Genomic DNA, 23,614 nt, shown 5'->3' on the forward strand with positions numbered 1-23,614 from the left:
TTCGATTTATCTTTGTTTGTCTATGAAAATCATTTATTATAATAAATGGTATTCTTCGAGATATTATTTTGAAGGGGTGTTGAAGTGAAAGGAAGTTTTCTATCATATAAAGAAGAAGAAAGGAATGCACAAATTTTTTTATGGGTGCTGTATGTCATTGTTGTTTCATACCAAATTTTCTATGCAATCGTATTAGAGAACAAATTGCTAACGGATAAGGGACATAGCATACTATGGCAAGTTATTTGCGGAACTGCAATACTCGGTGTGAATGTATATTTAATAAAAAAAGAGAAAGCTAACCTTGTTAAATATGCATGTGTATTTGCATACATAGGAATAGAAATCGTTAATATACTTTCGTATATGCTTTATAATGAGGCGGCATTTGATGGAGTAAATATAATAGAAATTATTTTCATCTTCTTTGTACCTATATTTTTAAATAAAAAATATTTTGTGTTTGTACTTTCGACTATTGTAGGGAAATATGTGATTTATTTATTTGTATTAAAGGAAGTAAAAGGATTTATGTTCCTCATTATGTATACACTCGTATTAATAGCGGCATACATCATTTTAAATCGATTTATACAATACCTTTCAGCGGTAAAGGAAAGTATTAAGATTGCTAGTGAATCACAAAAATTAGCAGTAATTGGAAAAATGGCAGCGACAGTGGGACATGAAATTAAAAATCCACTTGCTTCATTAAAAGGGTTTACGCAATTACAACGAGAGAAGCATGGGGAGGACCCTATTTACAAACAGATGATTTTTGAAATAGAAAATATGAATAATATGATAAGTGAGTTAATGGAAGTTGCTACATGTAAACCTTCTGTTTATAAGAAACATAATATAGGTGAAATTGCATTACAAGCAGTAACAATTGTTCGCGAAAAAATGAATGAATCGAGCGTCCAGTTTATTTCTAATGTGGAAGAAAAGACGATAGAAGTTGAATGTGATGAGCGGAAAATAAGAGGAGTCTTTCTATATGTCATAAAAAATGCTCTGGAGGCAATGGAGCAAGGTGGCACATTAGAGTTACGGTTAGAAAACAAAGGACAAGATTATGTAATGCTAAGTGTAATTGATAATGGTTACGGTATTAAGAAAGAAAATTTAGCTCGTGTTAAAGAGGCCTTTTATACAACGAAACAAGATAAAATTGGCTTAGGACTTACTGTAGCGAATCGGCTTGTTACTGAGCAGCATCTTGGTGAATTACATATTTCAAGTGAAAGAGATATTGGAACTAGAATAGATATCATGCTCCCGAAGCAACGTGGAAATAATGAAATCCAAGAGGGAGAAAAGCTAGGAGTTACGATATGAATAAAGACGATATATTTAAAAATGAAGAAATGAAGGCACTGAAAATATTTTTAAGTTTATTTTTCATTATATTTTTTGTATACGATCTTGCCTACGAATTTATTGTACCTTTAATAGGAGGAGAGCAAGAAGGAGTAGGACAATTTGAAGATGGTTTAGGTTTATGGCTTTATTTTCTAATGGTGATCTTATTTTGCACTGGAATATACTTTATGAAATGGAAAAACCCATTTGCAGTAAAGTATATTATTCTAATTGGATATAACCTATTAGATTTTATCCATAATTTTATGATTTACTACGGTAGTGATGCTGAGTTTGATGGTGGGAATATAGTAGAAGGATTTTTTATTTTATTTGCCCCACTCTTTGTGAATAAAAGATATTTTTGGTTAGTTCCGAGCATACTTGTTGGGAAATACGCTCTTATAGGAATCATTATTCACTCGTCACTCGTTTTAATCCCGATGGCGTTATATAGTGTATTTACTATCATATGTTGGATTATGTTTTTAAGGTTTCAATCTTACGTTCGTACGCTTGAGATGATGGATAAAGAAATACAACAAACAGAAAAGCTAGCAACTGTTGGGAAAATGGCTACAGTTATTGGTTACAAAATTAGAAGACCGCTAGCTAACTTAGATAAATTTGTTAATAAGCAAGCGATTAAATATCCAGAGGATAAAATATATAGTGATATTATGAAACAAGAAGTAGAACGAATTCATACAATCGCTACAGAACTTAGTGGATTTGAGAAATCTAAATCACTAGAATCAGAAGTTCATAATATAGAAGAAATTATCGCTTATGTTATCCGAGTTATGGGAAAGCCTGCTTTAAAGCAAGGAGTGCACATACAAGGTATTTATAGTAAAGACATACCGTCGATTACATGCGATGAAAAACGATTAAAGCAAGTATTTTTTAATTTAATTAAAAATGCGATTGAAGCAATGTCAGTTGGCGGAACGATTACGATTAAAGTGACTGTAGAAGATGCAATCATTGTCCAAGTTAAGGATGAGGGTTGCGGTATTCCAAAAGACAAAATTCCGAAGTTAAATGAAGCTTTTTACACAACGAAAGAAACGGGAACAGGTTTAGGTTTAGTAGTTACAGAAAAAATTATTAAAGACCACAACGGTAAAATGAGTTTTGAAAGTGAAGTTGGGGTTGGAACGACGGTGAAGGTTATATTGCCGATATCATGAAAAACTATTTTTAAAAAGGAGATCACTTATTTGAGAGTGATCTCCCTTTTTTATTGTGGATGAGAGTAAGGCATTCTGATAAAGGTAGGTAAGTTAATTATATTAACATAGTGTATATAATTCCAAAACCCAATATATGGATATATTTACAATGATAGTATATACTGAACTTGTCTGTTATTTGTTTTAATTCATTTATATTTCTATTTGCTGACCCGAATCTCGGGTCTTTTTTTGTTAAATAAATTATTTTTTAGTAAGGGCTATATATCAGTGATTAAAAAAATAGAATATACAGCACTTGCAGTAATGCCAGGGGTAATATGAAGGGAAATAGCATCTCCTCTCGAAACTGAGTTTCCAGTTGTAATGCTAGTCCAAGTTACAGTAGCGGGACCTACTGTTGGATTAGGATTAAACACTTGAATTTGTCCTGATCCAGTATCCGTTGGTTTAATTGAAAATACTATAGTTCCTGTAATTTTGTCAGTGGTAGTTAAAGTAAGAGTAGATAGGATGTAACTAGAGGTAGGGGCAGTGAGGTTTGTTGGGACATTCCTGCAAATATTAATCGTATAAACAGCAGCAGGTAAGTTATTTACATTTATAGATGCAGCAAAGCCAACTATATTACCGGCTCCAGCAGTGACATATGGAATAACATTGGAGTCAATTCCAGGAGAACCTGCTATACGTTGAAAACCAGCATTTGTTCCTTGAAAAACAATACTTTTTGCTGATGCACTGCCGGCAATTCCAGTAGGCCCGGTACTACCAGTAGATCCAGTGTTTCCAAAAGGCCCAGTGTTCCCAGTGGGTCCGGTGATGCCGGAAGGTCCAGTGTTCCCAGTAGATCCAGTACTACCAGAAGGTCCGGTGTTCCCAGTGGGTCCAGTATTACCCGTAGGTCCGGTACTGCCGGTAGACCCAGTGTTCCCAAAAGGCCCAGTACTACCAGTAGATCCAGTATTACCCGTAGGTCCAGTGATGCCGGAAGGTCCAGTGCTACCAGTAGATCCAGTACTACCAGAAGGTCCAGTATTACCCGTAGGTCCGGTATTGCCGGTAGATCCAGTGTTCCCAGTAGGTCCACTATCTACTAATACGATATAATCTGGAGATATATTCGGAAACCCTTGAGGTGCATCTTTTTTTACAACATAGCCGCTGCTCGTATAAGTGACAACTTGTCCTTTTTTATAGGTGGGAGCGGCTGCTAGACTAAAGGCGGTAGTACTTTGGAAACCAGCTCCGGAAGGCCCGGCAGAGCCAGTAGGTCCAGTACTACCAGTGGGTCCGGTGTTCCCGGAAGGTCCAGTAATGCCGGTAGAGCCATTGTTTCCAGAAGGTCCGGTGCTACCAGTGGGCCCAGTGTTTCCGTTAGAGCCACTGTTGCGTCTGCCATCGCAACTAAAACAATTACGTGGGTACATGTATGTTCTCCTTTCTATATTTTGAAAAATTTGTTTTAAAAATAGAACTAATATATACATATTATGAATTCTATATTTTTGTGTGTTCAATCGTATTGTGTATAGATTTCAAAATAGAGAGGAGAGTTGAATCGTTATAGAGCCAACGTTTCTCTTGTGGGCCGAAAGTAACACCCAAGTCAAAATTAAGCTGCAAATAGATTTTAAAGTGATTCTTATTTTTTCATAGCAAAATAAGAAGCGGTTAGGAAACAAATAAAGCCTAAAATCCAACCAATAGAAGGAGAATAGGGAAGTATATGTTGTAATACCATTCCGCTAGAAATAAAAAAGCTACCGAGTAGGCCTAAGAAGATGGGGTATCGCAGTAATTTGAACATGAGTGATACAACCTCCTTTATTACATATATTGTATATTAGTCTTAATTTTCTGTATATAATTTTAGAGAAAAATGATGGTACAATATATGAAGGATATGAGAAGAGAGGATGAAGAGTAGCGTATGTATGTTACTGTAACAGAAGCCGCATATAAAAAGATTATGGATACGATTCCGGATGAAACGAAATATATAAAGTTATTTTACGATAATGAGGGTTGTGGTTGTGTCATGAGCGGAATTATCGATTTAGTAGCTGTAGCAGAAAAAGATGAGCGCGATGTGGATATCGAATCTAGCGTAATGAATTTTATCGCAGATCGCACAAAGCTTGTATTTATGGATGATAAGTTAACAGTTGATTGGCATGAAGTTGGAGGAACTTTTCAGCTGAAGAGCCCAAGCCAATTTTATAATCCAAATATGAAGTTACACGTTCGAGTGTAAGAAAGAAAAGGTGGTTCCAAAATATTTTTGGACCATCTTTTTTTATTGTCTAAGTCGCTATATTTAAAAAATCGCTGATATAATTTCATGTACTAAACAAAGAAAACCTCTCCATACAACACAAAGATTTTTTCACATAATGAAATGTACATATGATTGAATTTTCTGTATAATCGTATTTGCGGAGGGGATACGCATGAGAAGATGGGGGATTGAGTTATTAATTTTAGCAGTCGTTATTATTTGGGGGATTAATTTTACGATTGCTAAATATGGACTTTTAGAATTTACAGCAATTGAGTTTACTGCACTTCGGATGATATCAGCGGCACCGCTTATGTTACTCCTTACATTTTTTATTGAAAAGTCGGTTTATATGGAACGAAAGGATATACCTAGATTAATCATCGTTAGCGTTGTAGGTATTGTACTGTATCAAACGTTATTTATGGAAACTGTCAAATATACATCCGCTACAAATGCCTCTTTACTCATTTCTATTTCACCTATTTTTACAACTGTATTTGCGATTTTCTTGAAACAAGAAAAGTTTTCTTCTCGAAAGCTCATCGGTTCTATAATTGCCTTTGGTGGTGCTGCATTAGTTTTAGTAGCAGGGCATTCGCTTGCTAGTTCTTTTTATGGTAACGGAATTGGACTTATTACATCAATATGCTGGGGGCTTTATCCTGTTTTAGCAGGTCCATTAATTAAAAAATATTCAGCACTACGTGTTACCGCATGGTCAGCGTTAGTTGGCGCGATTCCGCTTTTATTGTTAAGTGGACCACATGTATTTATAATGCCATTTCACATTACACACGGAATGACACTATTCGCTTTACTATATTCCATTTTCTTTGTAACAGTATTTGGTTTAGTGATGTGGTATGTTGGTATTCAAAAAATTGGCGCGTCACATACGATGGTATATATGTATATAACGCCGCTTGTAGCTGTTTTATTTGCAGCTGTATGGGCAAATGAATATGTATCATTTCAACAAATAATCGGTGGAATTATTATTTTCTTCGGTCTATGGTTTGTGAAATTAGAGAAAGTAAAAATTCATTCTAATGCGGGGGAACCTATATCAAAATAGGAAAACAGATCACCTATGATCTGCTTTCCTATTTTTTTATTTTTGGTAAGAAGATGAGAAATAAGATAGCAGTAATAAGTGGAATTAAGTTTAAAAATGGAATACGGAAGAGTGTGATAAGAATAATACCTGGAAGAAGAACACCGAGGACAGCGTAGAAAATACTATGATTCTTCGTGTACCAATACAATGAAAGTCCAATAAGTGCAGGGATAATGAGGTGAATGAGAGCCATTAGAAAATAAATCATTAGACGCCCCCTTTATTTGTGTACTTATTACATCATATCCGTATGTTCATAGATTGATATCACTTTTTTCATAAATGGACGAAAAATGTTTGGAAAAACGTCACAAATTATGAGAATATGATGTTTAAAATCTTGTATAATATTATTTCCTGAAAATATTCAAACAACATAAACATACTGTTTATGTTGTTTTTAATTTGAGTGAAATGAATTTTAAGTAGTATGAACTCGAAAGAAATGAGTTATACAGCTTTTGTTGGATAGATAAAAATTACTGAAGAGGAGAACAGCATGATTAGTATGTCATTAAGATCGTTTAAAATTCAATCGTATTATTTACTAGGTTTTCTTTTACTAGGATGGATGTTAACGCCGTTTTCAGCTCATTTTCTAGGTGCTGGAATTGGACTGATTGTAAGTATGTATTGTGTTTGGCTTTTAGGGAGAAGAATTGAGAAGCTTGGAGATAGTATCGTAAAGAAAACGAAAGCACCGACGCTCGGTATGTTTAATCGGTTTGCAGCTGCTATTTTAGGTGCTGTTATTATGTACGAAATTGAACATCATATGGTTATGTGGGCATTTGCAGTAGGGATTCTGGGTGGCTATTTCTTAATCGTTGTGAATTTAGGCTACTATAGTATGAAAGATGAGGAAGAATTAACAAAGAGCTAAAAAGATAAAAAGCCTCTTTTTAGATGAAATAGAGGATCCGGCGGGGGATAGTACAATAGGAAGCGTAACTTTGCATAAAATATAGGTTTCCGCTTCCAATAAGTTAACATGAAATCACTTAGTAGTATGACTCTCAGGTTCTTTAAAAAAGTTAGATACAATACAACAAAATATTCCGGTAATTAGAATAATGTATTTTATCGTTTCACTTGTATGCTCAAATAAATTAACGTTAAGCATCACAAGTCCCCAAAACATTTGAATGGCTCCATAACTGAATAATATTTTTCCTGTACGAGAAAAATTTTTCATAGCCCTCTTCCTTTCCTGTATATGTAAATTTTATCATAAAAAACTATAAAACGAATGATTATAAAATGAATTTTCAGTAAGTTTATAGATGTTGGTATGCAATTTTATGAGCTAAGTCACAGATGAAGAGATTAAAGTTGTACTTTATATAAGATATAGAAAGAAGCTTACGTCAAAAACGTAAGCTTCTTTTTTATGTAAGTGTGTGTAACCGTTAAGCCGCATTGGGTTTTGTCGGTGAGTACGCGAAACTTTACGGTTACACGACACTTATTCATATGAGTAAAAGGGTTATTCCAACAGAAAGTTTGTACTTAAGCGATTGGACCGCCTAAGTTAATAATATCTTCAGAAACGCTGTCGAACTTTTTGAAGTTCTCTTTGAATTCGCTTGCAAGTTCGATTGCTTTCTCTTTATAAGCAGCTTTATCAGCCCAAGTTTGTTCAGGCATTAACACTTCGTCAGGTACACCTGGTACGTGAAGTGGAACTTCAAGACCGAAGATGTCATGTTTAGCTGTTTCAGTTTTCGCAAGTTCGCCGCTTAATGCTGCTTGAATCATTGCACGAGTGTAACCTAAGTTCATACGTTTACCAATGCCGTATTCGCCACCAGTCCAGCCAGTGTTTACTAAGAATACTTTCGCATCGTGTTTCTCGATTTTTTCACCAAGCATTTCAGCATAGCGAGATGCATCAAGTGGTAAGAATGGTGAACCGAAGCAAGTTGAGAATGTTGCTTGCGGAGATGTAACACCACGCTCTGTTCCTGCTAGTTTACTAGTGTAACCACTTAAGAAATGATACATAGCTTGTTCTTTTGATAACTTACTGATTGGAGGCAATACGCCAGATGCATCAGCAGTTAAGAAAATGATTGTATTTGGGTGTCCAGCAACACTTGGCAGTACGATATTGTCGATCGCATGCATAGGGTATGCAGCACGAGTATTTTCTGTTAAAGTAGTATCGTTATAGTCTGCGATACGCGTTTGGTTATTAATGATAACGTTTTCTAAAACAGATCCAAATTTGATTGCATCGAAAATTTGTGGTTCTTTCTCGTGAGAAAGGTTTACACATTTTGCGTAGCAACCGCCTTCAATATTGAATACACCGTTATCAGACCAACCATGCTCATCATCACCGATTAATTTACGGTGTGGATCAGCAGATAATGTTGTTTTACCTGTTCCAGATAAACCGAAGAATAGTGCTACGTCGCCTTCTTCACCTACGTTTGCAGAGCAATGCATAGAAAGAATATCTTGTTCAGGTAGTAAGAAGTTCATAATAGAGAAGATTGATTTTTTCATTTCTCCAGCGTATTCTGTACCACCAATTAGTACGATACGTTTTTCGAATGAAACCATAATGAATGCTTCAGAGTTTGTACCGTCAACAGCTGGATCAGCTTTGAAATTCGGTGCAGAAACAATTGTGAACTCTGATTCATGAGTTGTTAATTCTTCTTCAGTTGGACGAATAAATAATTGATGTACAAATAAATTGTGCCATGCATATTCGTTAATAACTTGAATTGGTAGGCGGTAATTGCGGTCAGCGCCTGCAAATCCATTGAAGACGAATAACTCTTCTTTTTCTTTTAAGTATTCTAAAACTTTAGTATATAATTTATTAAAATGTTCTTCAGAGATCGGCTGATTCACTGCTCCCCAAGCAATTTTGTCAGCAACCGATGCTTCTTTCACAATAAATTTATCTTTAGGAGAACGTCCTGTATATTTTCCTGTTGAAGCAGAAACGGCACCAGTAGAAGTTAATTTCCCTTCATTTCGCATTAATACTTTTTCCACTAATTGCGGAACACTTAGTTGAATCTGTGCATTGCTTCCGTTCAATAATTCGTGTAAACCAATTTGGACATTCACAGTACTCATATTTATATACCATCCTTTTCATTTAATGAAATATTTCTCGTAATCCCCAACAAGAGTATAACACAATTATATAAATAATGTATACTATTTATTTCTTTTTGTTTGTGTGAATGTATTATTTCCTTATTAATATTTCATTCCAGGCGTATTGAGAAAAACTTTCAGGAAAATGTGAATATTAATTGACAAATGAATATCATTTCTTTAGTATAGGTTGGGACGGATACTCTCTTATCCCGAGCTGGCGGAGGGACAGGCCCGATGAAGCCCAGCAACCTCATTTGTAGTGGTAAATACAGGTGAATAGGTGCTAAAACCTGTGCGAGGCTAACGGTCTCGAACGATAAGAGCAAAGGGCAAAAAGCAGTATGCAAGTAGCAAATTAAACCTTTCCTCTATGTAAAGTAGGAAAGGTTTTTCTGTATGCTTGTGTGGGAGAATAAATGTATGTCGCAGTTTGTGGCAAATTAAGGATGAGTTCCGTACAATATATACAATTACTGTAGGGAGGTTTACCACATGACAAAAAAACGTCATCTGTTCACATCTGAGTCTGTAACTGAAGGACATCCAGATAAAATTTGTGACCAAATTTCTGATTCAATTTTAGATGCGATCTTATCAAAGGACGCAAATGCACGTGTAGCTTGTGAAACAACTGTAACAACTGGTTTAGTATTGGTAGCGGGGGAAATTACGACTTCTACTTACGTAGATATTCCAAAAATCGTTCGTGAAACAATTCAAGGCATTGGTTACACACGCGCAAAATATGGATTCGATGCAGAAACTTGTGCAGTTTTAACATCTATCGATGAGCAATCTGCTGACATCGCTATGGGTGTTGACCAAGCGCTAGAAGCACGCGAAGGTCTAATGACTGACGCTGAGATTGAGGCAATTGGTGCGGGAGACCAAGGTTTAATGTTTGGCTTCGCATGTAATGAAACACAAGAATTAATGCCACTTCCAATCTCGCTTGCTCACAAATTAGCTCGCCGTTTAACTGAAGTACGTAAAGATGACACATTATCATACTTACGTCCGGATGGAAAAACGCAAGTTACAGTTGAGTATGATGAAAATGGTAAACCTGTACGTGTAGATACAATCGTAATTTCTACACAGCATCATCCAGATGTTACATGGGAAGAAATCGATCGCGATTTAAAAGAGCATGTAATTAAAGCTGTAGTTCCAGCAGAATTAATGGATGGAGAAACGAAATTCTTCATTAATCCAACTGGCCGCTTCGTAATTGGTGGACCACAAGGTGATGCTGGTTTAACAGGACGTAAAATCATCGTTGATACTTACGGTGGATACGCTCGCCACGGTGGCGGTGCATTCTCTGGTAAAGATGCAACGAAAGTTGACCGTTCTGCAGCATATGCAGCTCGTTATGTTGCGAAAAACATCGTAGCAGCTGGTCTTGCTGACAAAGCAGAAGTACAACTTGCATACGCAATCGGTGTAGCACAACCAGTATCAATTTCAGTTGATACATTCGGCACTGGTAAAGTATCTGAAGACGTACTAGTAGAACTAGTTCGTAACAACTTCGATCTTCGCCCAGCTGGTATTATTAAAATGCTAGACTTACGTCGCCCAATTTACAAACAAACAGCAGCTTACGGCCACTTCGGACGTACTGATGTAGATCTATCATGGGAACGTACAGACAAAGCTGCAGCTTTAAAAGAGCAAGCTGGTCTATAATATATGAAAAAAAGCTTTGCGCCGTGAGCGCAAAGCTTTTTTTATTTTGTTTTATTTACTACTTGGATGCAAGAACCACAATAAACTTCGCCGTCTAGCTCAATATACTTTTTCATATTAGTCATACCACTTGCTGGAAAGGGCATATGAATCCATGCTTTTTCATACGTTTGTATTTCCTTTTCACATGATTTACAAAGGATTGGTTTCTTCTCGAACATATGTAATCAACCTTTCATTTGACGTGCTTTACCCACGCAAAAGGCACTGCTTAGTAAAAATAGTGTTGCGAATATAATGCTTACTAATGTAGCGTATGGAATTGCGCCTTTTAGAGAAAAGCCAACAGTAATGGAAGCGACAAATAAGAGGATAAATGTTGTTGTTAATTTTTTATAAAGTTCCATAATATGTGGACCTCCTTATTTAGAGATTGAATGTTTAAAAATAAAATCTACTATATAGGCAAGTACGAGAGGAATTAATGTGCTAGTCAAATAGTAACGAATACCACCATCAGTCATAAGCACATACAATTTTAAAAAGTTAATATCAAACCCGTAAGCGATACATTGAAAAAGGGATAAAATAATTAGGAATGGTATAATGGGTACGTATCGTTTTATGTTATAAAACATAAATAAGATCCTTTATATAGATAAATGTACTTATATTGTATCATGTTGAATTCTTTGCTTCATACATAAGTTTACAAGAAAATGAAAGGGAAGATGAAAAATGAGTGTCAATGAACATAAAAAACAAGCGCCAAAAGAAGTGCGTTGTAAGGTCGTGACGATTTCCGATACACGTACGGAAGAGACAGATAAGAGCGGACAACTATTACATGAATTGTTAAAAGAAGCAGGCCATACAGTGACCTCTTATGAAATTGTAAAAGATGATAAAGAAAGTATTCAGCAAGCAGTGTTAGCTGGTTATCATAGGGAAGATGTTGATGTCGTGTTAACAAATGGAGGTACTGGTATTACGAAACGTGATGTGACGATTGAAGCAGTGTCAGCGTTATTAGATAAAGAAATTGTCGGGTTTGGTGAGTTGTTCCGCATGATTAGTTATTTAGAAGATATCGGAAGCAGCGCAATGTTAAGTAGAGCGATTGGCGGTACAGTTGGGCGCAAAGTTGTCTTTTCCATGCCAGGGTCTAGCGGAGCAGTTCGTCTTGCGATGAATAAGTTAATTTTACCGGAATTAGGTCATATTACATTTGAGCTGCATCGCCAATGAGTAAGTATGCTGGAATTGTATTGGCAGGTGGTATGTCGAGTCGATTCGGTGAGCCGAAAGCGTTAGCGAGCTGGCAAGGTAGTACTTTTATTGAGCATATTTTGAAAGTGATGACAACTGCGTTACAAGAAGTTGTGGTCATTAGTAACTCCGATATAAAAGAGCGAGTAGAGCAACTCGTACAAGTTCCTGTTATAGAAGATATTCCGCATTATAAAGGAAATGGACCACTTGCTGGAATTGTATCAGGAATGGAATATATAGAAGCAGATTGGTACGCTATTATGCCTTGCGATGCGCCGAATGTTTCGCATGAATGGTTTACCATTTTGCTGGAGCAAACGAGTTATGAATATGATGCGGTTGTACCTATTATTAATGGAAGAAAACAACCGTTACTTGCAGCGTATCATAACCGTGTCAAAGAAAAGCTTTATGCTTTGCTTCAGGAAGAAAAAAGAAGTATGGGCCAGCTTTTATCGCAATGTAATGTGAAATATATTGCTGGTGAAGATGTACAAGCGAATGCGGATTGGTTTATAAATGTGAATACGAAAGAAGAATATGTGCAGGCTCAAAAAAACCTTTCAAATGAATGAAAGGTTTTTTTGATATACAGAAATTGGGGAACAATTACTGTATAAAGGTATGTGAGTAAGTTGATTTTAAGGGGAATCGCTTAAAATCACCATACAGTAAAAATACTATATAACCATATATTAATTTTTATGGGTTTTTATTACAAGTATGTTTAGTTATGTATCTTTTTGTTATAATGGATATGAAAATAAATAGATATTTCACCTAATGTATCATTTAGTAAACTAAAATTTATAACTGTTTAATAAACTCCCTTCGTTTTTTGAAGGGAGTTTTTCTGTTTAAGCGAGTAATTCTGATGCGTTATGCTGAAGGACTTCTTCATATTGGTCAAGTAAGCCACGAAAGATTTCATCCCAGCTTTTTGATTTGGCATAAGACGTAGCAGCTAGCCCCATTTGCATTAGTTTCTGTTCATTTTGCAATAAAGAATGGATGGATGATAGAAATGAATCCGCATGTTTGGAGGGGCAAAGAACTCCCGTTTTTCCATCTGTAATAATATTTTTAACCCCGCCACTATTTGCACCAATGACAGGTGTTCCGCATGCAAGTGATTCGAGTACGACATTTCCGAACGTTTCAGTAGCGGATGGAAATACCATGATGTTAGAACAAGCATATGCTTCAGCTAAATCCTTACCTTGTAAATATCCAGTAAAAGTGACATTTGTTTTCGGAACAGATTCACGTAAATTTGTTGCTAGAGGACCGTCTCCTGCGATGAGCCAATGAATGTCGTTTCGAGTACGCGCTGTTTGCACGATAAGGTGTTGCAACGTATCAATATCTTTTTCAGGGGCAATCCGTCCAACATAGGAAAGGACATACTTTGCTGTAATATTATATTTTTTTCGGAATAGGTCTGTATTGTAAGATGGATGAAAGAGTGTGCAATCTACACCCCGTCCCCATATGGAGAGGGCCTGAAAGCCTTTATTTTTGAGTTGGTGTAACGTTTCAAAAGAAGGAACGAAATTTTTTTGCATATGACTATGAAACCATTTTAAATAGTTCCAAAGCATGTTAGAGAGAAATTCAATTTTGTAATAGCGTAAATAAGCATCGAAATCAGTATGATAAGAACCGACAACTGGGATGTTTAACTTTTTTGCATAATACAATCCACAAAGTCCCATGTTGAAAGGTGTGGCAATGTGAATAATGTCAGGTTTAAAGGAAAGAAGTTCTCGTTTAATGCGCGGAGTAGGAAAAGAAAAGCGGCATTCTGGATATAATATTGTTAACGGGATACTTCTCATCTTGTTCACATTAGCTACGAAATTATCTTCAGCTGTATGCTGAGGGGCGAAAACAGAATAGGCGATCTTTTCTTTCTGAAAGTAACGTGTTAATCGTTCTAGTGTTTTCGCAACCCCGTTGACTTGTGGCGTAAAAGTATCGGTAAAAATGGCGACTCTCATCATATCACTCCTTTATGTGAAAAGTGGGATGAATTGATAAAAAGAGATGATGCCAGAGCAAGTGCCGAGGCACATACCGACGAATACATCAGACGGATAGTGAAGCCCTAAATAAATGCGAGAAATACCAATGCATAATGCTAACGGTAATAGAAAAGCAAATAAGCTTGGATTATAGCAAACAAATGGAATAAGGACAGAGAAAACGGCTGTTGTATGACCAGACGGGAAAGAGTGGTCTTTTAATGGATGGACTGGATATTTCGCATCCTGAATTGTTAAATAAGGACGTTTTCGCGGATACCATCTTTTTAATATTTGCACAGGAATATGGCTAATTGCTAAAGAAATAGCAGTTGCGATTGCAGCTTGATGCAAAGTCCCTTTTGCAAAAATTAAAAAGAAAAGTGTGAGTGCGATTGAGAAAGTAGCACCACCTATATGAGTAATATTGCTGAAAAAGATATTTAATGTTTTTTGATCAAAGTATCGGTTAATTCCTTTGAAAATGTAACATTCTATTTTATATAGTCCACTGACCTTCATGAAAATTCTCCTCCCTCGTTTACATATATATGGAGATATTAGCTTTTATTTTAATAAGATTTTATTGAGGGAGTAATAATGTTTTGTAAAGAAAAAGTTAGTTTTCATCAAAAAAGCTGCCAATCTTATGGCAGCGGAAATTTATTTCTGTAATGATTTATAGTATTGACCTTTTTCAACATATTGTGTGCGAATTCGCTCCATGTCTTTACGGTCTTCCTCTGTTAACTCACGAACGACTTTCGCTGGGCGACCGAACGCTAACGTGTTTGGCGGGATTTTCTTTCCTTGAGAAACGAGGCTTCCAGCACCGATAAAGGCTCCTTCACCAATTTCAGCACCATCTAATATAATAGATCCCATTCCAATTAAAGCATCTTTTTTAATATGACAGCTATGTAAAATAACTTGATGCCCAACTGTAACATCGTTTTCTAAAATAAGAGGGTACTGCGGGCTTTGATGAAGTGTACATTGGTCTTGTACATTTACTCGGTCTCCAATGATTGTTGGTGACACATCGCCGCGTATGACTGTATTAAACCAAATACTTGATTCCTCACCAATGGAAACATCGCCTGTAATGGTAACATAGTCAGCGATAAAAGCACTACTCGCAATTTTCGGATTTTTTTCTTTGTAAGGGTATATCATGTAAAGCCTTCCTTTCCTAGAGACTAGTTTTAGTGTATCAAATTATGAGAAAGAGTGAAATGGAGGAGAGCCGTATGTGGAATTATGAAGCAGAGGAAGCGAAAGCGAAAGCTGTCGTTGTTATCGTGCACGGCGCAATGGAATATCACGGACGTTACGAAGCCGTTGCGGAAATGTGGAATCATATCGGCTACCACGTCGTAATGGGGGACCTTCCGTCACATGGAACGACTTCAAGAAATAGAGGACATATTGATTCATTTGATGAATACATAGAGGAAGTTAAATTGTGGGTGAAAGAGGCAAGAAAGTATAGGTTACCTATTTTTATATTTGGTCATAGTATGGGTGGTCTTATTGTCATTCGTATGATGCAAGAAACGAAGAGAGAAGATGTAGACGGCATTATTTTAAGTTCGCCATGTTTAGGCGTAGTAGCTGGACCTTCAGCACCGCTTCAAGTTGCCTCAAAAATATTAAATGTTGTTGCACCAAAATTGCAATTTGCAACGAATCTTACAGTGGAAATGTCCACTCGTAATCATGAAGTTCGGGACGCGATGGAGAATGATTCATTGTTCTTGCGCAAAGTATCAGTACGTTGGTATAGTGAATTGATTAAGTCTATCGAAATTGCTCATAAAAAAATAGATGATTTTCCAGATGTTCCGCTCTTGCTAATGCAGGCTTGTGAGGATAAACTTGTAGATAAAACACGTGTCCGCATGTGGTTTGATAATGTTAAAATGAGTGATAAGGCTTTTAAAGAATGGCCGAATTGTTATCACGAGTTATTAAATGAGTATGAGCGTGATGAAATTTTGAATTATATTCAGTCATTTACTGAAATACGCATCAATAACATAATAGAAACAAATAAGTAAATTATTTGTACATTGAATAGAGGAGATGAAGGAAGAAGTGAACGTACCGAGTAATCCCATAACGCTCATGGCGAAAGTATACCGTGATGTGTTTCCGGTAGTACACCATGAGCTAGCGGTGTGGAAAGAGCGTGCCTACCATATTCCGAATGATGAGCTTCATAGTCAGGCAATCGCAAGTATTGAGAATAAAACGTTTCATTGCGAAGGCGGTGGTATTTTAGCACTGCTAGCAAATGAGCACCGAGAGGAATGCATTCGTTTTATCGTAGCGTATCAAACAATCAGCGATTATTTAGATAATTTATGTGACCGCAGTACATCACTTGACCCAAATGATTTTGCCGCACTGCATGAATCTATGTTAATGGCATTATCACCTGAAGTAGAAGGTGGCGGTAATTATTATCGCTATCGTGATGATCAAGACGATGGTGGTTATTTAGATGAACTTGTTGAAACATGCCAAGATGTTTTAAAGAAAACGAAGCACTATGACAAAATTGCTCCTGTTCTTCATGAACTTGCTTGTTATTATTGTGATTTGCAAATTCATAAACACGTGAAGTTAGAAGAAAGAGAACCACGCTTAAAAACATGGTTTGAAGCACATAAAGAAAACTTACCAGAGATGAGTTGGTTTGAATTTTCAGCATGTGCCGGTTCTACACTTGGGATCTTCTGTCTTGTAGCATATGCATTTCATGATGAATTACATGATGAAGATATTGCGAAAATTAGACAAGGATACTTCCCTTACGTACAAGGACTTCACATTTTACTTGATTATTTCATCGATCAAGAAGAAGACCGTATAGGCGGGGATTTGAATTTCTGTAGTTATTATGAAAACGAGCAAGCGATATTAGATCGTATGAAACATTTTGTAGAAGAAGCAGAGAAGAGCATTGGTGATTTACCTCATGCGAAGTTTCATCGTCTCATAAGCCGAGGGTTACTTGGTATTTATTTATCAGATCAAAAAGTATCAGCACAAAAGAATATGCACAAAATGGCACGGCGCATTGTAAAATACGGAGGGCTTACTTCACGATTCTTCTATTGGAACGGGAAGATGTACCGAAAGAAAATGGCGCAGTGATGAAGAAAACCACTCTTGTAGAGTGGTTTTCTTGTTATAATATGGTAAAGGTGGTGGTAAAATGAAGCAATTGTTTCGAAAGTTATATGACAATATTGAAGTAACATTACTCGTCCTACTTTCCATTTCATTTGTAACTGGAATGTATATGATGATGAATAAAGCGGGTGGTCCTACTACAATGGATTATATGGCTCAAATTATCATCGCATTGATTATCATATTAGATATTATCTTTTTAATAAGTAGTAGAAAAAAAGAAAATAGTAAATAAAAAGCATTTGTACACGGGAGTACAAATGCTTTTTATTATGATCGTATTTTTGAAAATACATATATAAGAAGTTCAATCGCGAAAATAACTAACACAGATAGTCCGAATAAAGGCATGACAGCGCCTAGTATAACCATCATGATAAAGAAAACGATTATGCTTTTCTTATCTCTTTGCTTTGGCGGTGCGGCTAATTTTCCTTTTGGTTTTCTTGCTAACCACATTTTTATTCCGTAATAAATGAGAAGTAATAAAGATAATGTCGTTAGTAAGCATAATATTTTATTTGGCCATCCGAATAAATGTCCTTCGTGAAGCGGGATACCGTAAGTGAACCATTGTGCAAATAAGCCATAATCACGATAGTCCGTTTTGGAAATAAGCTCTCCGCTATATTGATCAAAATAAGCTGTTATTTCTTCATTTGGTGCGACATGCATACCCGTAATACCGGAACCGCTTGATTTCGAAACGGTGAATACACCTTTCGGATCAGCCGGTAGTGAGATAACATATGGCTTCTTTATTTCAATTCCTTTTTGTAACTCATCAATTGAAATGGCTTTTGGCTCATTTGAATTCGATTCAGGAGGAGCTTCTTTTCTTGTTGCCCACGGCAATTCTTTTACCTTCGATTCAGGCGGTGCCATATACAACTTTGGATATCCAATCGATTCATTCGACGATGCGATTTTATAAATTTGGTTACCCATAAATCCTGACCAAGGTAATCCAGATGCGACTAGCAGAATGAGTGGAATTGTAAATATAATACCGATAATAGAATGACGTCGTTTTGCTTTTTCTCGCCTATTGGATGCTGGTGTGTTTTTGAACTGGCGTATACTCATATACAACCCAGTAAAAATTAAAAAGATTGTCCAGCATGCCGCAAGCTCTACAATGTAGTTAATGACAGTACCACCAACTAAAAGAGAACTATGTAATTCCCTCATTATATTGGCAAACGTTTCACTTGCATTTTGATCTCCAACAATTTGATTATTGCTATCTAGATACACATATTTTTGTTGCCCAGTATATTCATTTGCAATAGTAAGCCTCGTATTATAATCCCCATTAAACTCACTAATTTTCGCCACACTATAATGTGGATATTTTTTCTCTGTTAAGAAAAGCGAATCAGCCATCGAAATAGACTCTGTTTGGGCACTCTTCCCAAAATATAAATCTTTATAGATGAAATCTTCAACCTCTTCCCGAAATAAATACCCAATTCCGCTCAGTGACAATGTAATAAGAAGCGGCGTAATAAAAAGCCCGGCATAAAAATGCCAACGCCAAAAAATGTAATGAAGCGAACGATTTACTTTCATACTTTCAGTTCCCCTAACCTTCCCTATATGAATAACTACTTATTTAATATAGCGAGATTAAGTGTGATTACTTTGAAAGAATTGTGAAGAAAGTTAAAAGTTTTTAGGGCAGATTTTATCGGCAAGACATACAATACGCAATGCAAAGCTTAGTTGAATGAATTAGCTCTTCATTTCCTTTTTGTAGCCTAATTTGAAGTGCCTTTTGAAAATAAGTAAGGGCGGTGTGGAAGTCACCCTCATCTAATTTACTTTTTCCGTAATGTTGGTAGAAGAAGTCTTCATAACTAGGAACGTTCGGCAACATATGTTGAAGTTCGGTAAATAGTGTATTTGCCGTATGGAAATTTTATTCCCAATGGTATGTGTGTGCGAGACGTAGTTTGTTAACAAAGAGTCCTTCTTTATTATTTAAATTTGTATAATATGCAATTGCTTCCTGTACGTAATACTTACTTTCAGAAAGGTTGCCAGCGATTCGTTCATAAACGCCAATTAAGCCGCAGTTTTTTCCATATAACGATTTTTTATGTAAATGCTCTTTCAAAAACACAATCCCTTGCTTCATTTCAGCAAGGGATATAGGTTTTTCTCTAAGGTTTTCATCAAATGTGTACCCCATTTCAAAAGGTATGTTCATTGTTACCTCCTTATAGTTTCTGCATACATCTTCACAACCGCCTCAGCAAGACATTGGGAGGAATCAACAAAATCCTCACTCGCCACAACATTCAAATCAGTACATGCGATAATAGCGGTATCTACTTCATCTTCCAACTGTAAAATGAGCGCATTCCACAATTTGCGAGCTTCTTTAATTTCTCCAGATTTAATATAAGTAATAATTTGATTAATCATTTCTTGCCATTTTTCATGATGAATGTACTCTATATTACGTTTTGCAATCCCGTCTTGGTAAATACCAGCTTGAATTGTCGCTTCTGTTGCGAGAAGAGCGACTCTTTTTGCAGTTTCAGGAATAGCTTGTAACGTCTCGTCGACTATATTCAAAATAGGAATAGAAATAGAACGTTGTAATTCTTCAAAATAAAGATGCGCCGTATTACAAGGCATAGCGATAAATTCTACGCCAGTACTTTCAAGTTTTTGTGCCCCTTCAATAATCGCTTTTTTCATTGCTTCGTGATTAATAGGGTGATCCATGTAAAACGGTGTTGGGCAAGAATAAATCATCATATGAGGAAAGTCCATATCATGCTTTGCTCCGTATATTGTTTGGCACCCTGCTACAACTGTATCGACGAATGGTCCAGTTGATTTTGGTCCCATTCCTGCTAGTATTCCGATCATTGGTTTGTCTCCTTTAATATGTAATTAAAAACGTTTTTTGCGAATGACAAAAAGAAATAAAGTAAGTAATAAAAATGAATATACGATAGCCCAAGCTGTGAGCCATAGCGTGTGAGTCAGTATATTATATTTGTATTGTCCAAGCATTAGGAAGCTTTCGACAGGTGGTAAAAACCATAGAAACTCTTTCTTAAACCGGATTGAGGCGATCGTTATAAGTAATATAAATGTCAGGCTAAGCCAAGCTGTGCTTGCTTTTTGAATCATATTTCTAGTAAATAAAGTTGCAATTGAAATTCCTAGTATAGAGAAAGACATGTGAGCGAGAAATCCGACTAAAAATAAAGAAACTGTCATTTCTTCATTAAACATTTGCAAAAAAATTGGATAGATTACGGATATAAAAGATAAAACAGTACAAATGAGAAGAGCTGTAATATATTTACCAACGTATAATGCTGAAATATTATTTGTATGAGAAATAGTAATTTGTTCTTGTACAGGGTCTTCAGTATGAAAAATTGTGATTGTAATCCAGGCAGATAATAAATAAAGGGCGAGAGCTGTTTCTAAGTATGTTGGTACAATAGGAGTCGGTTTATATGTATATACAAAAAGTAAGCTCACAAAGTACATCGCAATAGGAGGGACGTACTTATACGATTTTGTATAGTCGAGAAAATGGTAACGAATAAGCGCGAACATAATAAACCTTCTTTCGATTTAAAAGTTAGGTTGTAGCAGTGTGATAGATGCTTTTTTATGTAATAAAAACTGAAGCATTTCGTTTGTATATTCTTTTTCGATTTGTAATTGAATAAGGTTTTGATTTGAATTGTGTACAACGTGTATAAATCCTAATTGTTTCCGTAGTTCTATCGCTGAAAATGTTTCGTGAACAATTGCTTCAATATAGACTTGTTCTGCTAATTTTTGCACAGAGATATTTTCCTTGATTGTATGATTTGCTAACGTCACAATTCTATCGGCGAAGTTTTCTAATAGTTGCTTTTCGTGACATGTGAAGAGTATAGATATGCCTTGTCGTTTTAATGAGAGTAAAATATGTTCCAATTCTTGCTGAGAGTTAGGATCGAGCCCAGAAAGAGGTTCATCTAAAATTAATAAATGGACGTCCGTAAGCAATGCTTGCATAATACCAGTTTTTTGTTTCATACCTTTTGAAAAGTTTCGTACAACGGAATGTCTTGCATGATGTAAATGAAAAGATTCAAGAAGCATCGGAATTTTATCTTTTAAATATTTTGTTGATAAACCGTGAATGTGGCCGAGATGATATAGATAATCTTCTAACGTAAAACGAATCCCTTCAGGAAAATGTTCAGGTACATAGCCAATTTGTATATGTTCTTTTTTTTGAAGTGTCCCTGCCGTAGGTGAAATAAATCCTGCAATTATTTTGAGTAGATTACTTTTTCCAGTCCCGTTCCCGCCAATAATAGCGAGTGCTTCTCCTTCTGGAATGGATAAATCAATGTTGTCTAGTATAAGTGATTTGCCATACTTCTTTTGAATTCCCCTTAGTTCTACTAGCAAAGTTCTATCCTTCTTTCTTCAAATATTGTATACATCCATTATATAGGAGAATAAGAAGAAGACGTGCAATGAGTGCACGTCTTTTTTTGTTATGTTTTGTCGAACGATCGATATATCTGAAAAATCGTTGATATTTTGTAAGTTATGATAGATATATCGAAAAAATCTTTGATATATTGGGAGTTACGATAGATATAATTGAAAAATCGTTGATATAATTCTCAAGCAAATTCCCGATTGGTGAGGGCTGATTAAAGTTTCACTTTATCGCTTCTCAATCGCTACAATAAATGGCGGGTTATTTTGCTGGTTAATGAAGCCATATCGCAGTACGTGAGCTTGTTTTTGGTCTAGTTCTTCTGCAAATTTGAGAACAGCGTCGCGTTCTACTTGTCCTTCTGGGTGTCCGTGGTAAATGACAAGGACGATGATTCCTTCAGGTGCCATTACTTCTAGTAATTGTTCAATTGCCGAGATTGTTGAGTTCGGCTTTGTAACGATGTGTTTGTCTCCACCTGGAAGGTAACCTAAGTTGAAGATTGCGCCTGTTACTTTTCCTTTCGCATCTTCTGGCAATATGGATGCAAGTGTATCGTGACTATCGTGAACTAAAACAGTACGCTCGAAAAGTTTTTTTTCTTTTAGACGGATAGTAGAACTTTCAATTGCTTCTTTTTGAATATCAAATCCAAATACTTTTCCGTTATCTCCAACAATTTCAGCTAGGAAGCAAGTATCATGACCATTTCCAAGTGTTGCATCTACAGCGTAATCGCCTTCTTTAACAGTCGTTTGCAAGAGTGTGCGAGCAAACGGTAATACACGTTCTAATTTCATTTTTGTTTCTCCTCATTTGCATATTTTCCTTGCCAGCTTCCGCGGCGTACAAATTCTGCATCGATGGAATTTAATACTTCCCATTTATTTAAGCTCCACATGGGACCAATCATTAAATCAGGTGGGCCGTCACCTGTGATGCGGTGCACAATTACGTCTTCTGGAATCATTTCAAGTTGGTCAACAACGAGACTTACGTAATCCTCAAGAGAAAGGAATTCTAGTTGTCCTTTTTCATATTGCTTCACCATTGGCGTTCCTTTTAATAAATGAAGTAAATGAATTTTAATTCCTTGTACATCAAGCTTCGCTACTTCACGAGCTGTTTCCATCATCATGTCGTAATCTTCAAGGGGAAGACCGTTAATAATATGAGAGCAAACTCTAATGCCGTGCTTACGTAATTTATTTACGCCTTCCACGTAAGATGGGTAGTCATGAGCGCGATTAATAAGGTTTGCAGTGCGTTCATGAACGGTTTGTAGTCCAAGTTCAACCCAAAGATACGTGCGTTTATTTAAGGCCGCTAAATATTCAACGACATCGTCAGGTAAACAATCTGGACGAGTCGCAATAGAAAGACCGACAACGTCTTTTTCTGCTAGAAGCGGTTCGAATTTTTCTTTTAACACTTCAAGTGGTGCGTGTGTATTTGTGTATGCTTGGAAATAAGCGATACATTTGCCATCTTTCCACTTTGAGCGCATTTTCTCTTTCATTTCATGATATTGCGTTATAACATCATCGCGGCGATCGCCAGCGAAGTCACCAGATCCAGCAGCGCTGCAAAATGTACAACCGCCATAAGCAACTGTACCGTCACGGTTCGGGCAATCGAAGCCAGCATCTAATGAAACTTTAAAGATTTTTTCACCAAATTCATTTCGTAAATGGTAATTCCATGTATGATAACGTTTATTGTCGTTTGTATATGGAAAAGGGTTTTGAACCTTCATTACTTTCCCTCCTAAGACGAGTCAAAATGAAACAAAATCCATTATAACATACTCATAAGGTTCAGATGGAAGGGACACACTAAAGGGGAATTGAAGCAAGGAGGGAC

27 protein-coding genes, 1 pseudogene and 1 riboswitch are annotated in these 23,614 nt (G+C 36.3%); of the genes and pseudogenes, 11 read left to right on the plus strand and 17 right to left on the minus strand.

What is annotated here, in order from left to right; genetic code table 11:
- The first annotated feature begins 84 nt into the window (after positions 1–84).
- Both MNO09_RS05900 and MNO09_RS05905 read left to right on the plus strand, forming a co-directional pair.
- On the plus strand, positions 85–1,341 hold the full coding sequence (locus tag MNO09_RS05900) for an ATP-binding protein (protein ID WP_000678737.1): 1,257 nt from the start codon (positions 85–87) through the stop codon (positions 1,339–1,341).
- Positions 1,338–2,558: an ATP-binding protein gene (locus MNO09_RS05905; RefSeq protein WP_001030580.1), complete on the plus strand. Its 1,221-nt coding sequence runs from the start codon at positions 1,338–1,340 to the stop codon at positions 2,556–2,558. The genes MNO09_RS05900 and MNO09_RS05905 overlap by 4 nt, the downstream gene beginning before the upstream one ends.
- Before the next feature lie 263 nt (positions 2,559–2,821).
- Here the strand turns inward: MNO09_RS05905 and MNO09_RS05910 are convergent, their stop codons facing one another.
- Both MNO09_RS05910 and MNO09_RS05915 read right to left on the minus strand, forming a co-directional pair.
- Positions 2,822–3,991 carry a collagen-like domain-containing protein gene (locus tag MNO09_RS05910; RefSeq protein WP_241950101.1) on the minus strand — a complete coding sequence of 390 codons (1,170 nt, stop codon included), beginning with the start codon at positions 3,989–3,991 and terminating at the stop codon, positions 2,822–2,824.
- A gap of 215 nt (positions 3,992–4,206) precedes the next feature.
- Positions 4,207–4,371: a hypothetical protein gene (locus MNO09_RS05915; protein ID WP_088610036.1), complete on the minus strand. Its 165-nt coding sequence runs from the start codon at positions 4,369–4,371 to the stop codon at positions 4,207–4,209.
- 123 nt (positions 4,372–4,494) lie between these two features.
- Here MNO09_RS05915 and MNO09_RS05920 point away from each other — a divergent pair, with 123 nt between their 5' ends.
- Positions 4,495–4,818 (plus strand): iron-sulfur cluster biosynthesis family protein, encoded by a 324-nt coding sequence (locus MNO09_RS05920; protein WP_000289559.1) that lies wholly within the window; start codon positions 4,495–4,497, stop codon positions 4,816–4,818.
- Between the two features lie 196 nt (positions 4,819–5,014).
- Positions 5,015–5,920 carry a DMT family transporter gene (locus MNO09_RS05925; RefSeq protein ID WP_001255388.1) on the plus strand — a complete coding sequence of 302 codons (906 nt, stop codon included), beginning with the start codon at positions 5,015–5,017 and terminating at the stop codon, positions 5,918–5,920.
- Positions 5,921–5,948: 28 nt separating this feature from the next.
- Here MNO09_RS05925 and MNO09_RS05930 read toward each other — a convergent pair whose 3' ends face one another.
- A complete protein-coding gene (locus tag MNO09_RS05930; protein WP_000639042.1) occupies positions 5,949–6,170 on the minus strand; it encodes a hypothetical protein in 222 nt (73 codons plus the stop codon).
- A 291-nt stretch (positions 6,171–6,461) separates the two neighbouring features.
- Between MNO09_RS05930 and MNO09_RS05935 the strand changes: the two genes are divergently transcribed.
- The gene (locus tag MNO09_RS05935) at positions 6,462–6,845 is read left to right on the plus strand and encodes an ATP synthase subunit I (protein ID WP_000624934.1); all 384 of its coding nucleotides are present in this window, start codon (positions 6,462–6,464) and stop codon (positions 6,843–6,845) included.
- A gap of 114 nt (positions 6,846–6,959) precedes the next feature.
- Here the strand turns inward: MNO09_RS05935 and MNO09_RS05940 are convergent, their stop codons facing one another.
- Entirely contained in the window at positions 6,960–7,157 is a 198-nt protein-coding gene (locus MNO09_RS05940; RefSeq protein ID WP_078182819.1) for a hypothetical protein, read from the minus strand.
- A gap of 314 nt (positions 7,158–7,471) precedes the next feature.
- Positions 7,472–9,058, minus strand: coding sequence for a phosphoenolpyruvate carboxykinase (ATP) (pckA, locus tag MNO09_RS05945; RefSeq protein WP_000108819.1), 1,587 nt, complete (start codon positions 9,056–9,058; stop codon positions 7,472–7,474).
- Between the two features lie 228 nt (positions 9,059–9,286).
- A riboswitch (SAM riboswitch) is annotated at positions 9,287–9,408 on the plus strand.
- A 169-nt stretch (positions 9,409–9,577) separates the two neighbouring features.
- Here pckA and metK point away from each other — a divergent pair.
- Entirely contained in the window at positions 9,578–10,777 is a 1,200-nt protein-coding gene (gene metK, locus MNO09_RS05950) for a methionine adenosyltransferase (protein ID WP_000163111.1), read from the plus strand.
- A 41-nt stretch (positions 10,778–10,818) separates the two neighbouring features.
- On the opposite strand, the gene MNO09_RS05955 is transcribed toward metK, so the two are convergent.
- Together MNO09_RS05955 and MNO09_RS05960 are read right to left on the minus strand one after the other, a co-directional pair.
- A complete protein-coding gene (locus MNO09_RS05955) occupies positions 10,819–10,998 on the minus strand; it encodes a hypothetical protein (RefSeq protein ID WP_088107412.1) in 180 nt (59 codons plus the stop codon).
- Positions 10,999–11,004: 6 nt separating this feature from the next.
- Positions 11,005–11,184, minus strand: coding sequence for a hypothetical protein (locus MNO09_RS05960; RefSeq protein WP_000424809.1), 180 nt, complete (start codon positions 11,182–11,184; stop codon positions 11,005–11,007).
- Between the two features lie 331 nt (positions 11,185–11,515).
- Here MNO09_RS05960 and MNO09_RS05965 point away from each other — a divergent pair, with 331 nt between their 5' ends.
- On the plus strand, positions 11,516–12,025 hold the full coding sequence (locus tag MNO09_RS05965; RefSeq protein WP_000115584.1) for a MogA/MoaB family molybdenum cofactor biosynthesis protein: 510 nt from the start codon (positions 11,516–11,518) through the stop codon (positions 12,023–12,025).
- A complete protein-coding gene (locus MNO09_RS05970) occupies positions 12,022–12,624 on the plus strand; it encodes a molybdenum cofactor guanylyltransferase (RefSeq protein WP_000049612.1) in 603 nt (200 codons plus the stop codon). Before MNO09_RS05965 ends, MNO09_RS05970 begins: the two co-directional genes overlap by 4 nt.
- 282 nt (positions 12,625–12,906) lie before the next feature.
- Here the strand turns inward: MNO09_RS05970 and MNO09_RS05975 are convergent, their stop codons facing one another.
- The 3 genes from MNO09_RS05975 to MNO09_RS05985 form a co-directional block, all read right to left on the minus strand.
- On the minus strand, positions 12,907–14,049 hold the full coding sequence (locus MNO09_RS05975) for a glycosyltransferase family 4 protein (protein ID WP_001261611.1): 1,143 nt from the start codon (positions 14,047–14,049) through the stop codon (positions 12,907–12,909).
- A 12-nt stretch (positions 14,050–14,061) separates the two neighbouring features.
- Complete coding sequence (locus MNO09_RS05980; RefSeq protein ID WP_088107411.1) at positions 14,062–14,595, minus strand: phosphatase PAP2 family protein; 534 nt, start codon at positions 14,593–14,595, stop codon at positions 14,062–14,064.
- Between the two features lie 141 nt (positions 14,596–14,736).
- Complete coding sequence (locus MNO09_RS05985) at positions 14,737–15,249, minus strand: gamma carbonic anhydrase (RefSeq protein WP_000640203.1); 513 nt, start codon at positions 15,247–15,249, stop codon at positions 14,737–14,739.
- A gap of 74 nt (positions 15,250–15,323) precedes the next feature.
- Here MNO09_RS05985 and MNO09_RS05990 point away from each other — a divergent pair, with 74 nt between their 5' ends.
- From MNO09_RS05990 to MNO09_RS06000, 3 genes are all read left to right on the plus strand, one after another.
- On the plus strand, positions 15,324–16,133 hold the full coding sequence (locus tag MNO09_RS05990; RefSeq protein WP_000267404.1) for an alpha/beta hydrolase: 810 nt from the start codon (positions 15,324–15,326) through the stop codon (positions 16,131–16,133).
- A gap of 37 nt (positions 16,134–16,170) precedes the next feature.
- Positions 16,171–17,235: a tetraprenyl-beta-curcumene synthase gene (tbcS, locus tag MNO09_RS05995; RefSeq protein WP_001102481.1), complete on the plus strand. Its 1,065-nt coding sequence runs from the start codon at positions 16,171–16,173 to the stop codon at positions 17,233–17,235.
- Between the two features lie 61 nt (positions 17,236–17,296).
- Positions 17,297–17,509 (plus strand): hypothetical protein, encoded by a 213-nt coding sequence (locus MNO09_RS06000; RefSeq protein WP_000811315.1) that lies wholly within the window; start codon positions 17,297–17,299, stop codon positions 17,507–17,509.
- Between the two features lie 35 nt (positions 17,510–17,544).
- On the opposite strand, the gene MNO09_RS06005 is transcribed toward MNO09_RS06000, so the two are convergent.
- From MNO09_RS06005 to mnmL, 7 genes and pseudogenes are all read right to left on the minus strand, one after another.
- On the minus strand, positions 17,545–18,846 hold the full coding sequence (locus tag MNO09_RS06005; RefSeq protein WP_000867818.1) for a PepSY-associated TM helix domain-containing protein: 1,302 nt from the start codon (positions 18,844–18,846) through the stop codon (positions 17,545–17,547).
- A gap of 115 nt (positions 18,847–18,961) precedes the next feature.
- Positions 18,962–19,486: pseudogene (locus MNO09_RS06010) on the minus strand (hypothetical protein).
- Positions 19,487–19,488: 2 nt separating this feature from the next.
- The gene (locus MNO09_RS06015; protein WP_000579319.1) at positions 19,489–20,157 is read right to left on the minus strand and encodes an aspartate/glutamate racemase family protein; all 669 of its coding nucleotides are present in this window, start codon (positions 20,155–20,157) and stop codon (positions 19,489–19,491) included.
- Positions 20,158–20,181: 24 nt separating this feature from the next.
- On the minus strand, positions 20,182–20,862 hold the full coding sequence (locus tag MNO09_RS06020) for a hypothetical protein (protein ID WP_000457768.1): 681 nt from the start codon (positions 20,860–20,862) through the stop codon (positions 20,182–20,184).
- Positions 20,863–20,880: 18 nt separating this feature from the next.
- Positions 20,881–21,714: an ABC transporter ATP-binding protein gene (locus tag MNO09_RS06025; RefSeq protein ID WP_000959719.1), complete on the minus strand. Its 834-nt coding sequence runs from the start codon at positions 21,712–21,714 to the stop codon at positions 20,881–20,883.
- Between the two features lie 264 nt (positions 21,715–21,978).
- Complete coding sequence (gene mnmM / locus MNO09_RS06030; protein ID WP_000764504.1) at positions 21,979–22,551, minus strand: tRNA 5-(aminomethyl)-2-thiouridylate-methyltransferase MnmM; 573 nt, start codon at positions 22,549–22,551, stop codon at positions 21,979–21,981.
- Entirely contained in the window at positions 22,548–23,507 is a 960-nt protein-coding gene (gene mnmL, locus MNO09_RS06035) for a tRNA modification radical SAM protein MnmL/YtqA (protein ID WP_000868026.1), read from the minus strand. The genes mnmM and mnmL overlap by 4 nt, the downstream gene beginning before the upstream one ends.
- Between the last annotated feature and the right edge of the window lie 107 nt (positions 23,508–23,614).

Source organism: Bacillus sp. N5-665, from assembly GCF_022637375.2.
Lineage (GTDB): Bacteria > Bacillota > Bacilli > Bacillales > Bacillaceae_G > Bacillus_A > Bacillus_A wiedmannii.